The organism is Mesorhizobium sp. ES1-4, from assembly GCF_020164745.1.
Classification (GTDB): domain Bacteria; phylum Pseudomonadota; class Alphaproteobacteria; order Rhizobiales; family Rhizobiaceae; genus Mesorhizobium.
The window spans coordinates 85,516-99,319 of record NZ_JAIUGV010000001.1 but is presented as its reverse complement, the minus strand read 5'-3'; the positions used below and the strand labels follow the sequence as shown (position 1 = coordinate 99,319).

At 61.8% G+C, this 13,804-nt stretch carries 16 protein-coding genes and 3 tRNA genes; 6 read left to right on the top strand and 13 right to left on the bottom strand.

Translation table 11 applies throughout. The features are described 5' to 3' along the window. Positions 1 to 110: 110 nt before the first annotated feature. From rplA to LB556_RS00515, 7 genes are all read right to left on the bottom strand, one after another. Entirely contained in the window at positions 111 to 809 is a 699-nt protein-coding gene (rplA, locus tag LB556_RS00545; RefSeq protein WP_224562121.1) for a 50S ribosomal protein L1, read from the bottom strand. Positions 810 to 813: 4 nt separating this feature from the next. Then, the gene (gene rplK / locus LB556_RS00540; RefSeq protein ID WP_010909262.1) at positions 814 to 1,242 is read right to left on the bottom strand and encodes a 50S ribosomal protein L11; all 429 of its coding nucleotides are present in this window, start codon (positions 1,240 to 1,242) and stop codon (positions 814 to 816) included. Positions 1,243 to 1,431: 189 nt separating this feature from the next. Further along, positions 1,432 to 1,959, bottom strand: a complete 528-nt coding sequence (nusG, locus tag LB556_RS00535; protein ID WP_015317996.1) for a transcription termination/antitermination protein NusG — start codon at positions 1,957 to 1,959, stop codon at positions 1,432 to 1,434. Positions 1,960 to 1,987: 28 nt separating this feature from the next. Continuing rightward, complete coding sequence (secE, locus tag LB556_RS00530) at positions 1,988 to 2,191, bottom strand: preprotein translocase subunit SecE (protein WP_013531408.1); 204 nt, start codon at positions 2,189 to 2,191, stop codon at positions 1,988 to 1,990. 356 nt (positions 2,192 to 2,547) lie between these two features. Further along, positions 2,548 to 2,623, bottom strand: a tRNA-Trp gene (locus LB556_RS00525). 376 nt (positions 2,624 to 2,999) lie between these two features. After that, entirely contained in the window at positions 3,000 to 4,175 is a 1,176-nt protein-coding gene (gene tuf, locus LB556_RS00520; RefSeq protein ID WP_224562119.1) for an elongation factor Tu, read from the bottom strand. 52 nt (positions 4,176 to 4,227) lie between these two features. After that, a complete protein-coding gene (locus LB556_RS00515) occupies positions 4,228 to 4,479 on the bottom strand; it encodes a hypothetical protein (RefSeq protein WP_224562117.1) in 252 nt (83 codons plus the stop codon). On the opposite strand from LB556_RS00515, the gene LB556_RS00510 reads away from it, so the two are divergent. Further along, entirely contained in the window at positions 4,469 to 5,356 is an 888-nt protein-coding gene (locus LB556_RS00510; RefSeq protein ID WP_224562115.1) for a DMT family transporter, read from the top strand. The genes LB556_RS00515 and LB556_RS00510 overlap by 11 nt on opposite strands. Positions 5,357 to 5,465: 109 nt before the next feature. On the opposite strand, the gene LB556_RS00505 is transcribed toward LB556_RS00510, so the two are convergent. Beyond that, positions 5,466 to 5,723, bottom strand: a complete 258-nt coding sequence (locus LB556_RS00505; RefSeq protein WP_127279958.1) for a GlsB/YeaQ/YmgE family stress response membrane protein — start codon at positions 5,721 to 5,723, stop codon at positions 5,466 to 5,468. Positions 5,724 to 5,852: 129 nt separating this feature from the next. On the opposite strand from LB556_RS00505, the gene LB556_RS00500 reads away from it, so the two are divergent. Continuing rightward, entirely contained in the window at positions 5,853 to 6,317 is a 465-nt protein-coding gene (locus LB556_RS00500) for a YidB family protein (protein WP_224562113.1), read from the top strand. A gap of 77 nt (positions 6,318 to 6,394) precedes the next feature. On the opposite strand, the gene LB556_RS00495 is transcribed toward LB556_RS00500, so the two are convergent. Further along, positions 6,395 to 6,468: transfer RNA gene (locus tag LB556_RS00495), tRNA-Gly, on the bottom strand. 220 nt (positions 6,469 to 6,688) lie between these two features. Here LB556_RS00495 and LB556_RS00490 point away from each other — a divergent pair. The 3 genes from LB556_RS00490 to LB556_RS00480 all read left to right on the top strand — a co-directional run bounded on the left by LB556_RS00490 (position 6,689) and on the right by LB556_RS00480 (position 9,780). Beyond that, on the top strand, positions 6,689 to 6,871 hold the full coding sequence (locus tag LB556_RS00490; protein ID WP_224562112.1) for a hypothetical protein: 183 nt from the start codon (positions 6,689 to 6,691) through the stop codon (positions 6,869 to 6,871). Between the two features lie 75 nt (positions 6,872 to 6,946). Continuing rightward, positions 6,947 to 8,182: an HlyD family secretion protein gene (locus LB556_RS00485; RefSeq protein WP_224562111.1), complete on the top strand. Its 1,236-nt coding sequence runs from the start codon at positions 6,947 to 6,949 to the stop codon at positions 8,180 to 8,182. Further along, positions 8,179 to 9,780, top strand: coding sequence for a DHA2 family efflux MFS transporter permease subunit (locus LB556_RS00480; protein ID WP_224562110.1), 1,602 nt, complete (start codon positions 8,179 to 8,181; stop codon positions 9,778 to 9,780). The genes LB556_RS00485 and LB556_RS00480 overlap by 4 nt, the downstream gene beginning before the upstream one ends. Positions 9,781 to 9,991: 211 nt before the next feature. Here the strand turns inward: LB556_RS00480 and LB556_RS00475 are convergent, their stop codons facing one another. From LB556_RS00475 to LB556_RS00465, 3 genes are all read right to left on the bottom strand, one after another. Further along, positions 9,992 to 10,486: a DUF1772 domain-containing protein gene (locus LB556_RS00475; RefSeq protein ID WP_224562109.1), complete on the bottom strand. Its 495-nt coding sequence runs from the start codon at positions 10,484 to 10,486 to the stop codon at positions 9,992 to 9,994. Positions 10,487 to 10,700: 214 nt separating this feature from the next. Continuing rightward, on the bottom strand, positions 10,701 to 11,132 hold the full coding sequence (locus LB556_RS00470) for a hypothetical protein (protein WP_224562108.1): 432 nt from the start codon (positions 11,130 to 11,132) through the stop codon (positions 10,701 to 10,703). Positions 11,133 to 11,551: 419 nt separating this feature from the next. Further along, positions 11,552 to 11,636: transfer RNA gene (locus tag LB556_RS00465), tRNA-Tyr, on the bottom strand. Positions 11,637 to 11,834: 198 nt separating this feature from the next. Here LB556_RS00465 and LB556_RS00460 point away from each other — a divergent pair. After that, positions 11,835 to 12,683: a TrmH family RNA methyltransferase gene (locus LB556_RS00460; RefSeq protein ID WP_224562101.1), complete on the top strand. Its 849-nt coding sequence runs from the start codon at positions 11,835 to 11,837 to the stop codon at positions 12,681 to 12,683. 120 nt (positions 12,684 to 12,803) lie between these two features. Here LB556_RS00460 and LB556_RS00455 read toward each other — a convergent pair whose 3' ends face one another. Further along, positions 12,804 to 13,721, bottom strand: coding sequence for a 2-hydroxy-3-oxopropionate reductase (locus LB556_RS00455; protein ID WP_224562099.1), 918 nt, complete (start codon positions 13,719 to 13,721; stop codon positions 12,804 to 12,806). Positions 13,722 to 13,804 lie beyond the last annotated feature (83 nt).

The window sequence follows — 13,804 nt, the reverse complement described above, 5'->3', positions numbered from 1 at the left end:
GACAGGATGTCCGGAAGCCTTCCGGCTTCCGGTACCGGGCCCAGGATAAATCCAAGGCCCGGAATTCAATCACGGATCAGCTTTCGAGAAGCCGATCCAAAATGGTCTAATCAGGACGCGGCGAGCGTCGAGACGTCGAGCTTGAGGCCCGGGCCCATCGTCGAGGTGACAGACACCTTCTTGACATAGTTGCCCTTGGCGCCAGCCGGCTTTGCCTTGGTCACCGCGTCGGCGAAGGCACGGATGTTCTCTTCCAGCGCCTTGAGGTCGAACGAGACCTTGCCGACGCCGGCATGAACGATGCCGGCCTTCTCGACACGGAACTCGACCGCGCCGCCCTTCGAGGCCTTGACGGCCGCGGCGACATCGGTGGTGACCGTGCCGACCTTCGGGTTCGGCATCATGCCGCGCGGGCCGAGCACCTTACCGAGACGGCCGACGAGCGGCATCATGTCCGGCGTGGCGATGCAGCGATCGAAATCGATCGTGCCCTTCTGCACGATGTCGACCAGATCCTCGGCACCGACGATGTCGGCGCCGGCGGCCTTGGCCTCTTCAGCCTTGTCACCACGGGCGAACACAGCGACACGGACCGAGCGGCCGGTGCCGTTCGGCAGGTTGACGACGCCACGGACCATCTGGTCGGCGTGACGCGGGTCGACGCCCAGGTTCATGGCGACTTCGACGGTCTCGTCGAACTTGACCGAGGAACGATCCTTCAGCAGCTTCAGCGCATCACCGAGCGCATAGGCCTTGTTGGGATCGATGCCTTCACGGGTCTTCGATACACGCTTTGCAATCTTTGCCATGATCTTAGCCCACCACTTCCAGACCCATCGAGCGGGCGGAGCCCTCGACCATACGCATGGCCGCTTCGACGTCGTTCGCGTTCAGATCCTTCATCTTGGCGGTCGCGATTTCGCGAACCTTGTCGCGCGAAACGGTGCCAGCCTTAACCTTGCCCGGCTCCTTCGAGCCCGACTTCAGGTTCGCGGCCTTCTTCAGGAAGTAGCTCACCGGCGGCGTCTTCATGACGAAGGTGAACGACTTGTCCTGGTAATAGGTGATGACGACCGGAACCGGCGATCCCTTTTCCATTTCCTGGGTCTGCGCGTTGAACGCCTTGCAGAACTCCATGATGTTGATGCCACGCTGACCAAGCGCCGGGCCGATCGGGGGCGACGGCGTAGCCGATCCCGCGGAGACCTGGAGCTTGAGCTGGCCTGCAATTTTCTTAGCCATCTCTTTTCCTGCCTTTGTCTATGCCGGTCCCACGATCTGGGAAACACCGGCGGTTGCAGTCTGGTGGTGCGGCTCTCGCGGCCGGCTAAAGCCGCCTTCGCCTCCCACCGTTCTCAAGGCCGCGCGTCACCGCACCGCCTCCCCTGATCGCCAGACCGGCAACACCGGACCAGCATCAGGGATTTCGGATCAGCCTTTTTCGACCTGTCCGAATTCCAGATCGACAGGCACGGCGCGCCCGAAGATCGAAACTTCCACCTTGAGCCGCGCCCGCTCCTCGTCCACTTCCTGGACGAAACCATTGAACGAGGCGAAGGGACCGTCCGAAACGCGGATCGCCTCGCCGATCTCGAAAGTGACCGAGGGCTTCGGCCTCTCGACGCCTTCCTGCACCTGATTGAGGATGCGCTGTGCTTCCGCCTCGGTGATCGGCACCGGCTTGGAGTCTCCGAGGAAACCAGTGACCTTCGGCGTGTTCTTGACCAGCGAGAACACGGCGTCGGTCAGGTTGGCCTTCAAGAGCACATAGCCCGGGAAGAACTTGCGCTCGGCGTCGACCTTGCGGCCGCGACGAACCTCGACGACCTTTTCGGTCGGCACCACGATCTGCTCGATATCGGCGGACAGGCCCTTCTGCTTGGCCTTGTTCTCGATGTCCTCGGCGACCTTCTTCTCGAAATTCGAATAGGCGTGGACGATGTACCAGCGCGTAGCCATTTTTACGACTTCTCCGTAATCGCCGGACTTAGCGTCCAATGCCCAGAATCTGCTCGACCGCGAGGCCCATAAGCTGATCGGCGGTGAAGAAGAAGATCATCGCGATCACAGCGAAGGCCAGGACCATCACCGTCGAGATCATCGTCTCGCGGCGCGACGGCCAAGTCACCTTGGCTGTCTCCGCGCGCACCTGCTGGAGAAAGACGAAAGGATTTGTGGTTTTCGAAGCCATATGCCGCCTGTCTTCAAGACCCGTTGGCCGGGCCCCCTGGATGATCCCGCTGGCCGGGACGTGCCGCCTGAGCCAAATCTCGCGCCGAATCAGCGCAATCATTTCGCCCATGCAAATCAGACGCGTAAAGCCGGCTTCCCAGCTTCACGCGTCGCGTGTCTGTTCATCTACATAAAACCGATTCTTGATCCACGCAAGTGGCAAGTATCTGCTTTATGACCAAACGCCGCCTCGGAACCATCCAGTCGTTCCGTCCCGGCTATGGAGCCCTTATGCCCCAACTGGGCTAATATGGCAAGCGGGTCGCCGATTTTCAAAGGCCGCCCGCAAAAAAATCGTCCTGCCATCCTGGAAAATGGCACGGGCAGCAGGGCTCGAACCTACGACCTGCGGTTTTGGAGACCGCCGCTCTACCAACTGAGCTATGCCCGTACACATGCGCCTCGGCGCAGGCGCTTCCTAAAAGCTTCCGCACGCTCTGTAAAGAGTGGTTTGCAAGCAAACATGTCTTACCCCCCGCGGCGTGACGGTCGCCCGCGGCGTGACGGTGAGGTCCGGATCGAGCACGCCGGCGAACTCGGCATCGGCGGCCCGTCCTGGTCCAGAGGCCATCGGCCGGCGTCGCCTTGACGGTTTCCAACACGCCGGCGCCTAGCCCCATTTCCTTCGCCTTGAGTGCGTTCGAGCGACGGTGGTGCCCTGGAACCACCGTTGGCAAGGCTCCCTTGACGCAGACGGAGCGTCTGAAACGAAAAAGGGCGGCCCGAAGACCGCCCTTTTCTTGTCGAACCGGCTGTAGCCGGATCGATTATTCCTTGATGGTGACGACGATGCCGGCACCGACGGTGCGGCCGCCTTCACGGATGGCGAAGCGCAGCTTCTCTTCCATGGCGATCGGCACGATCAGCTCGACATCGACCGTGATGTTGTCGCCAGGCATCACCATCTCGGTGCCTTCCGGCAGCGACACGATGCCGGTCACGTCGGTCGTGCGGAAGTAGAACTGCGGACGGTAGTTGGTGAAGAACGGCGTGTGACGGCCACCTTCGTCCTTGGTCAGGATGTAGGCTTCGGCCACGAACTTCTTGTGCGGCTTCACCGTGCCCGGCTTGGCCAGAACCTGGCCGCGCTCGACACCTTCACGGTCGACGCCGCGCAGCAGCGCGCCGATGTTGTCGCCAGCCTGGCCCTGATCGAGCAGCTTGCGGAACATCTCAACGCCCGTGCAGGTCGTCTTGGTCGTCGGACGGATGCCGATGATTTCAAGCTCCTCGCCGACCTTGACCACACCGCGCTCGACGCGGCCGGTCACGACCGTGCCGCGGCCCGAGATCGAGAACACGTCCTCGATCGGCATCAGGAACGGCTTGTCCAGCGGACGCACCGGCGTCGGGATGTAGGCATCGACCTGAGCCATCAGCTCGCGGATCGCGTCCTCGCCGATCTTCTTGTCCGAATCTTCAAGCGCCGCCAGCGCCGAACCCTTGACGATCGGAATGTCGTCGCCGGGGAATTCGTTCTTCGACAGCAACTCGCGAACCTCGAGCTCGACCAGTTCGAGCAGTTCGGCGTCGTCGACCTGGTCGACCTTGTTGAGGAACACAACGATCGACGGCACGCCAACCTGACGGGCAAGCAGGATGTGCTCGCGGGTCTGCGGCATCGGGCCGTCGGCGGCCGACACAACCAGGATCGCGCCGTCCATCTGCGCGGCGCCGGTGATCATGTTCTTCACATAGTCGGCGTGGCCGGGGCAGTCGACATGCGCGTAGTGGCGGTTCTCGGTCTCGTACTCAACGTGAGCCGTCGAGATCGTGATGCCGCGCGCCTTCTCTTCCGGCGCCGCGTCGATCTGGTCATAGCGCTTGTATTCGCCAAAATACTTGGTGATCGCAGCCGTCAGCGACGTCTTGCCATGGTCGACGTGACCAATCGTGCCGATGTTCACATGAGGCTTAGTGCGCTCGAATTTACCTTTTGCCATAGTCTCTTTCCTTGGACGGCCTGGACCTTCAGTTCAGTCGAATGCGGGGCGATTAGCGAGAAAGGCCAAAAAACACAAGCGTCTTTTGCCCAAGCGCCATCTCACTCGGCCAGAACCCATGATCCGATTGCGGGGATATGGCGTCGATATAGGGATCCGCCGTTGAAAATGGAATGGGCGAAAGCAGCCGGGGCAATCGGACGGTTCCGCGACCCCGCGTATCCATCCCTGTCGGATTTACCGGCGGTTCATGGCCCATTGCGGCGGCGATCCGTGTCTGATTTCCTGCGCCGATGTATTTCATCCCGACTGCCATTCGCGGCCCGCTGTTCATGATCGTCTCGACCGGGTCGTATCTGGTCAACGACACCATGATGAAGCTCGCCACTGCCGGCTTGCCGGCCTACGAAGTGCTCTTCCTGCGTGGCGCCGCGGCAACGCTGTGGGGCTTTCCGCTGTTGTTCGCGCTCGGCTACCGCAAGCAGATCCCGCTTATCTTCGACAAGCGGGTGTTGCGCAGGAACCTGCTCGAGTTGACGGCGATCCTCTGTTACGTCGTCGCGCTCGCCAACATGCAGATCGCCGATTCCACCGCCCTGGGGCAGATCACGCCGCTGCTGATGCTGGTCGGATCCTCGATCCTGTTTGGCGAGCGCATCGGCGGCCAACGCATGGCGCTGATCGGGCTGGGCTTCATCGGCGCGCTGATGGTGGCGCAGCCGACCATGCAAGGCATTTCCGTCTATGCCTTGCTGGCGCTCGGCAACGCGACATTCGCCGCCGCCCGCGATCTGGCCGGCCGCAAGATCACGGCCGACGTGCCAGGAATGATCGTGGCGATCTCGGCGGTGGTCGTGGTCCTGATCGGCGCCGGCGCCGCGCATCTGGTTTCCGAGCGCTGGGTGGCGCCGGAGGCGCACCACCTGTTGCTGATGGCGGGAGCCGGTTTCTTCCTGATCTTCGGCCACTTCTTCATCTTCATGGCCTATCGCGTCGGGCCGACCGGAGCGGTAGCGCCGTTCTACTACTGCTTCACGGTCTGGGCCGTCATTTCGGGCCTGCTGGTGTTCGGGCAATTCCCCAATGCGCTGGCTGTCTGCGGCATCCTGCTGGTCGTCTGCAGTGGACTGACCATCGTGTCGCTGGACCAGCGGAAGCGCCGGCTGGCCGTGGTCGCCTGATCCGCGGGCGCACCGGCATGGCATATTCCGACGCCGTGGAGCAGGCAGCACCCACGGCGGATTATCGCAATTCAGGATTCGGCGGAGCTGGTAGTCCGCCGATCGCTTTTTAAATGGTCCGCTTGCCGCTGAACTGATGGTACGCCCACAGAACAACGACCGCGCCGACCACGGCGACGATCAGGCTGTAGATGTTGAGACCGGTGACACCCGAAGCACCGAAGGCGCTGAAGATCAGGCCGCCGACGATGGCGCCGACAATGCCAAGCACGATATCCATGATCATGCCCTGACCGGTCTTGTTGACGATCTTGCTGCCGATGAAGCCGGCGATGACGCCGAGAATAATCCAGCTGATGATACCCATTTTTTCCTCTCCATCCCTCCGCCAACCGGACATTTTCATATGATTGTCAAAAGCTCAAGCCAGCTTGAAATCCCGCCCGAATTCGCCATTGTTGACGACGGGCTGGCTCGGCTAGATGGAGGATCCACCATGGGACTTTTTGACAACGCCGTTCCCGGCGGCAATATCACCAAACCGCTGATGATCGCGCTCGGAGCGCTGCTGGTCGGAAAGATGCTGAGCGGCAGAAGTGCCGAACAGCCGGACCAGCCTCAAGCTCCCGCGCCGGCCGCCCCCACACCCGTCGGAACCGCGTCGGGTGACGGCGGCCTGCTCGGCGGACTGGGCGGCCTGCTCGACAAGCTCAAGAACGCAGGCCATGGCAATGTCGCCGACTCCTGGGTCGGTACCGGGCAGAACCAGCCGATCAACGCCAATGAGCTGGGCAACGCGATCGGACCGCAAGTCATCCGCGAGATCGCCCAACGGACAGGGCTCGACGAGCAGGAACTGCTCAAGCAACTATCCGCGGCCCTGCCCGGTGTCGTCGACAAGCTGACGCCAAACGGCCAATTGCCGCAGCAGCACCAGGTCGCGTCCGCGTTCAACAGCTAACGCGGCCACGCCAACGCCCCGAAGCGCTGCGCCTGCCGCGCAGTGTTTCGGCTTGCCTATGGTGTGGCTCAAAAATCTGGAGCGGGTAGCGGGAATCGAACCCGCACCAAGAGCTTGGAAGGCTCATGTGATACCATTTCACCATACCCGCGTGCTAAGCCCTAGCTATTCGACAAGGTTCCGAAGGTCAAGCAGCCTCCCGCGACCCTTGCGGATATCGCTACCGCTCGGCCATCACGACGCAAACACAGGTTGAAAAGGGCGAAGCTCCCACCTCACATCGCCGTGATCGTTTTCTTTCCGGCATGGCCATGCGGAACCTCAGCCGCAAGCCGTGGTTGTCCTCGACAGGTTCAAGGAAGGAGGCGATCATGAGCAGCGATCGGAGCGATGGGCGCAGCGATCGGAATGGTGACGCAGGCCCTGTCTTTTCGGCTGAACAGGCGCGGCAAGGCGAGGTCATCCTGCGAACCAGTACACGCCGAATCATCTTCGTCGCGGGGCTGGTCGGCATCGTGATCCTCATCGCCGTGGTCGGATTTGCCGTCGGCTGAATGATTTTGGCCACCACTCGAGACGAAGGCCTCGAGCCTGTTCGTCAGGAACCTTTGTGAAGAGCTGCCGTTGAATTGGTCCTTGAGCGGCCGGCGCCTTGCTTGAAAGTTCTCCCCGTGGACGCAAAAACCGAGACCGAAGAATTAGACAAAACCAAAAATACACGCAGCGCTTCGGGCAGGGCCGTATCGGAGGCGTCGCCAAAACGCACGCGCGATGTGGCAGAGCCTGACGCCCCGGAGCGTGAGACGCGGGACAGTGACGCGGATGAACAAAAGCCCAGCCTCCTGGGTTTTCCACGGCGTCATCCCTACGTGTCCATTGCAATCCTGATCGCGCTTCTCCTGGCCGCCGTGGCACTGATCATGTGGTGGCTGAACGCCCGCCAGTATGAATCGACCGACGACGCCTTCATCGATGCCCGCACAATAGCGGTCAGCGCCCAAATAGCAGGACGGATCACCGACCTTGCGGTGACCGACAACCAGCGGGTCAAGGCGGGCGACGTCCTGTTGCGCATCGATGACAGCGACTATCGGGCCAGCCTCGAACAGGCCAATGCCGGCGTGGTTTCGGCGCAGGCCGACATTGTCGAACTGGGGGCGCAGATCGAAGCACAAAACGCGAAGATCGATGCAGCGCAGAAGCAGGTGGCGGAGGCACAGGCCGCGCTCGATTTCGCCAAAGCCGAGGACCAGCGCAACCGTGAACTTCTGGCCAAGGGCACGGCCACCCAACAGCAGGCACAGCAAGCCGCTTCGACGCTGCGCCAGGACCAGGCCGCTCTTGACAGCGCCCAAGCCGATGTGGCCGCCGCCAAGAGTCAGGTCGCTGTTTTGCAGGCGCAGACCAGGAGCGCGCAAGCCAAGCTTAATCAAGCCAAGGCGACCCAGGACCAGGCGAGCACCGCGCTGTCCCGCACAACCGTCACCGCGCCGGTCGCCGGGCGGGCAACCAGCATTTCGGTCGCCAACGGGACCTATGCCCAGCCAGGCCAGGTGCTGATGATGTTTGTTCCTGACGAAGTCTGGGTGAAGGCGAACTTCAAGGAAACACAGCTCGCTCTGATGCGGCCGGGACAGCCGGTCGACATCGAGATCGACGCCTATCCGGACAGATCTTTCCATGGCCGCGTCGACAGCATCCAGGCGGGTAGTGGCACCGCCTTCAGCCTGCTGCCGGCTGAAAACGCCACCGGTAACTTCGTCAAGGTGGTGCAGCGCGTGCCGGTGAAGATCGTCTTCGACAAACCGCCCGGCGTGCTGCTGGGCCCGGGCCTGTCGGTGGTGCCGACGGTCAAGGTGCGATGACGGGCGAAATTTCCAGCGACCAAGGCCAAAGCCGGTCCGCCGCCGGCGGGCGCAGCCCCTGGCTGATCGCCATCGTCGTCTCCATCGCCACCTTCATGCTGGTGCTGGACACTTCGATCGCCAACGTGGCCCTGCGCAACATCGCCGGCAGCCTAGCCGCCGGGATGGACGAGAGCACCTGGGTCATCACCACCTATCTGGTCGCGAATTCCATAATCATCCCCATCAGCGGCTGGCTGGCCAGCGTCATCGGACGCAAGCGCTACTACATGCTTTGCGTGGCAACGTTCACCATCGCGTCACTGCTGTGCGGCCTCGCGCCAAACCTGGAAATGCTCATTTTCTTCAGGATCCTGCAGGGCCTCGGCGGCGGCGGCATGGCGCCGAGCGAACAGTCCATCCTCGCCGACACGTTTCCGCCCGAAAAGCGTTCCCAGGCCTTTGCTCTTTATGGCATCGCCGTCATCGTCGCACCGACAGTCGGGCCGACCCTCGGCGGTTGGCTGACGGACCATTTTTCCTGGCATTGGATCTTCTTCATCAATGTGCCGTTCGGCATCATGTCGCTTTCATTGGTGCAGTGGCTGCTCGTCGAGCCGGACGTGATCGAGCGCGAACGTCAGGAGCGGCTGAAGGGCGGTCTCAGAATAGATTGGGTCGGGTTCATCCTGGTCGCCACCGCTCTCGGCTGCCTGGAAATCTTCCTTGACGAGGGCCAACGCAACGACTGGTTCGCATCGGGATTCATAACGACCTTCGCACTGATTTCGGCGATCTCGTTCCTTCTGCTCATCCCATGGGAGTTCCGTCACCGCGATCCGATCGTCGATGTACGCCTGTTGTTCACCCGCCAGTTCGGCGCGTCGTTCCTGGTGATGATGGCTGTAGGAGCCGTGTTGTTCAGCACCACGCAATTGATGCCGCAATTGCAGCAGACCGCCTTCGATTACACGGCTACCCTGTCGGGCCTCTCGATGATGCCAGGCGGCATCGCGATGCTGATACTGATGCCGATTTCCGGATTTGCCGCCGGCATCGTGCAGCCCAAATATCTGATCATGATGGGCATGTCCGTTGTCGTCGTCGCCCTGTGGCACATGACGTCGCTCACTCCGGATGCCAGCTTCCGCTTCTTCGCCTTCGCGCGCATCTTCCTGATGATCGGCCTGCCGTTCCTGTTCATCCCGATTTCGACGGCGGCCTATGTCGGTCTCGCTCCGCAGAAGACCAACCAGGCGTCGGCTCTGATCAATGTCGCCCGCAACATCGGCGGCAGCATCGGCGTGTCATTGTCGAACACCGTAGTCGCTCAAAACGCGCAGTTGCATCAATCGAACCTTGTCAGCCATACCGCGCAATCGTCAGCCGCCTATCAGCAGGTGCTGCGCCAGGTGACGGATCACTTTGTCGCACAAGGCTCGGGCATGCTTCAGGCCAAGCAGCAAGCTATCGGTTGGCTCGGGCAGTTGATCGCGCGCCAGGCTTCGCTGCTCGCCTACATCGACGTTTTTCGCTACTGCGCCATCGCGACGGCACTGTTCGTTCCCCTCGCCTTGCTGCTGCGGTCGCCAAAACCCGACAAGCGCCAGCCGAACTAGCCGGGCCGCCCCCGCCACCTGTTCCAGAACTTTCGCCGCCTGCTATTCGCAAGCATTGAATGCTTGGCGAATGCCCAGCAGCCACAGATCCGTCTCCACCTGCTGTGCGAAGAGCGACAAGGATTTCTTTCATCGACACCTCCTCTGGCTAATGTCGACAACGAGGCTCCGCGAGTTTGCTTGTCCGGCTTGTCGCTCGGGCGCCGCCCGATCAGCCATCCGTAAAAAGCGTTGCCGCAACAGCGATCGAGGTCAGACTCGACATTGCAAGGCTTGCCCTGATGACGTGCGATATCTCCCAGATATTCCGGAAATCTCTCCAATCACCATCTTGCTTCCGAGCGAATATGGAGAAAAACGCCGCGCCCGATCGCGACACGGCGACGTCCTGCACCCAGAAATTATTGACGGGATGCGTGACCAACCAATAGGTCGCGTGTTGCGCCGCCAGGAAAAACAGTGACGCGAGCGTCCACCAGAACCGAGTGCTTGCAGAAGGCGTCAAATAGAGCAGGATGGCGAGCGCAAGGACGCCTCCGATTTCGGCAAAACCGCCAATCGTGAAGCCGGGATAATAGATCGTCTGCACTGCCTTGTAGGTCGCCTCTTTCAAGCGCATTTTGCCCGGTAGCTCCAACGCGTGTGCAAGCGAGAGCGCCGTTGCGATTGCGACCAGCAGGATTGTGAAAACCATCAAAACGCGCATGCTCTTACTCCATTAGCCGCGCCCTTTCGCAACCGGCATGGAGTGGCCGTTTGCAGCCGCCATAGCCGGCGAAACGCAGAGAAGTCGTCGTGCAGCCGTTCGGCTATGCCACGAGCACAGGGACTGATCGACAAGACGGGTCAGGTGGGATCGCACCGCGCGCGCTCGCGAATGCGAACAGGTGACGATCCACCCGTAAGCCGCCCCGCACGCGTCAGAACATCATCCTTTGCCTCAACCACGTGAGAAACCTGTTGCCGCCAATTGTCGCGCGGACCCGAGCGGCAGCCCACCGTGCTTTCATGGTAGCGCCTACGTGACAATCGCAAACGATGTCATGCAGTTGCCAGTCGTTCAGTCCGAAGAATCGCTTGGCCTCGCCGTAGGTGTCATCCCTTAGACCCGACGCGCGCAGCATCGGGTCTTCGAAGGCAACAGTAATTGCCGACCCTTCGCCGCGCGCCATGGCGCGTGCCTCCGGATGCATGTATTCGGTGCCTGTAAACGCGCCAAGGCAGCGCTCGGGATTCTGATCGAGAAGGTCAGCCCATCGCGCGATGCGCTCATCTCGTGTCATTTCCGAATGGGGCGCCGAGGGTTCAATCCTGGCGACGGCCTGTAGTTGGTCGAGTGTCTGGTGTTTCATGGTCAGCTCCTGTCGTGAAGGGGAGAAGTGCCCACGCCTTCAACGGAATTACCGCGCGGCGGTACTTCGACAAGAGCGCGAAACCGGAAGAATTCGGCCCCACCGAATGGCTACTGGTCGCATCATAAATGCGCTGACCGCGCCCACCGAATGGCGGGCTTTTAGGCGCTGCCGACGGAGGAGCGGTGCCATACCGGCCTAGCATCCCGGCGGTTGCCTTCAGGGCATCCTACTTCTTGATAATGTTGCCGTCGCGTAGGTCGAATGCTTCGGCCGCGAGCCTGGCGGTAGAAATCGTCCTGCAATTCACCCCTTTGGCCGAGGAAGGCACCGGACGGCAAGCTGGCGTGCCGGATTCACCCGATGAGCGCCATGCACTTCGATCGGATTTTTCGCGTTCAGGGCTTCCGGGCCGGCAGTGGTGGAGAGGGTTGGATTCGAACCAACGTAAGCTAAGCTAACGGATTTACAGTCCGTCCCCTTTAACCACTCGGGCACCTCTCCAGTCTGCCGCCGGAGCCATGCAACGAGGCATTCACGCCAATTCGGACCCGAGTTGTGTCTTCTCCGAAACCAGCGAAGCGCCTTATGGCGGCAAGGCCAGTGGGTGTCAACCGCGCAGGAAGGGTTTTTCGATGTTGTTCGCCGGCTGCGGCGACGGGCCATATCCCTGGCCACGGGAGACAGCTATAGAAGCCGGCCATGAGCAACAAGACCAATACTCCGAAAGACACCCATTACGCCAAGCTGCGCCGCGCGCACCGCGACGAAAAAAGCGGCGGCGCGCCGGCGTTCCGGCCGCGCCACCCGGTTCCCCCGGGCGAGAATACCGCCGATGGCCTGGTGCGACTTTATGGCCTGCACACAGTGCGAGCCGCGCTCGACAATCCGCGCCGCCGGATCAAAAAAATGCTGGTGACGCGCAATGCGGCCGAGCGTCTTGAGATAGCCGATCTCGCCGCCCTGCCCTTCAAGGCGGAACTGGTCGAACCCAGGGACATCGACAAGATTACCGGCTCGGATGCCGTGCATCAGGGCGCGCTGATCGAGGCCGAGCCGCTGAAGCCCAAGCGCCTCGACGCACTCGGCGACACAAGGCTGGTGCTGGTGCTCGACCAGGTCACCGATCCGCACAATGTCGGTGCCATCCTGCGCTCGGCGGTCGCCTTCGGCGCCGGCGCGCTGATCACCACGGCGCGCCATAGCCCGCAGGAATCAGGTGTGCTGGCAAAATCCGCCTCCGGCGCGCTCGAGCATATCGACCAGATCGAGGTGAAGAACCTGGCCGATGCGCTGGGGCAATTGCACGATGCCGGCTTCCAGACCATCGGCCTTGATTCGGACGGGCCGGCGGAGCTCGAAGTCAGCTTTGCCGGCGATAGGATCGCGCTGGTGCTCGGCGCCGAAGGCAAGGGCCTGCGCCAGAAGACGCGCGAGACCGTGACGACGCTGGCCAGGCTCGACATGCCGGGCGCCATCCGCTCGCTCAACGTGTCGAACGCGGCCGCGGTGAGCCTCTATGCGGCACGAGCATTCCTGAAACGCGGCTGACCGGGAGCGGCGGTACCGCCATTAAAGCGAGAGACGGGTTCCAGCGACAAACGCGGGAACCCGTTCTTCGACAGGAAAGAGAGTTGGCGGCTTGGGAACGTTATGCCGCCCTCTCCCGACCTATGCCGCTTTGCCTTTCATTTCGCCTGCCTCGCCGCCGACCTCGAAATTCGCCATTCTTTCCAAGGCCCTCACTAGTGCAGAGTGATCCTCCTTCGCGCCGCCATTGGCGGCGCAGGAATTGAACAGCTGCTGGGTGGTCGATGTGTTGGGCAGCGATACGCCGAGCGCCTTGGCGCCTTCCAGTGCGAGGTTCAGATCCTTCTGGTGCAGTTCGATGCGGAAACCCGGCGCGAAGGTGCGCTTGACCATGCGCTCACCATGCACTTCGAGGATGCGCGAGGCGGCGAGCCCACCCATCAGCGCCTGTCTGACCTTGGCCGGGTCGGCGCCAGCTTTCGATGCAAAAACAAGCGCTTCGGCAACGGCTTCAATGGTCAGCGCGACGACGATCTGGTTGGCCACCTTGGTGGTCTGGCCGACTCCGTTCGGCCCGACCAAAGTGATGTTCTTGCCCATCTTCTCGAACACGGGTTTTGCGCGCTCGAAGGTCTTTTCGTCGCCGCCGACCATGATGGTGAGCGACGCCGCCTTGGCGCCGACCTCGCCGCCCGAAACCGGCGCATCGAGATAGTCGCAGCCGAGATCATTGATTCTGCGGGCGAACGCCTTGGTCTCGATCGGCGAGATCGAGCTCATGTCGATGACGAGTTTACCTTTCGTCAGGCCTGATGCCACGCCGTTGTCGCCGAACAGCACATCAGCCACCTGCGGCGTGTCGGGCACCATGGTGATGATGATGTCGGCGGCCTTGGCCACTGCCGCATGGCCTGTGACGGTTTTCAGGCCTTTGGCGACAAGATCCGCCGGCGGTTTGGAGCGGTGGTCGCTGGCGACGACCGTATAGCCACCGTCGAGCAGATGCCCAGCCATCGGCGCGCCCATGATGCCGAGGCCGATGAAGCCGATTGTTTCCATTAATCTTCTCCGAATTGCTTTCCGAAGCGCCCCCTCATCCGGCCCTTCGGGCCACCTTCTCCCCAGTGGGGAGAAGAGGGAGA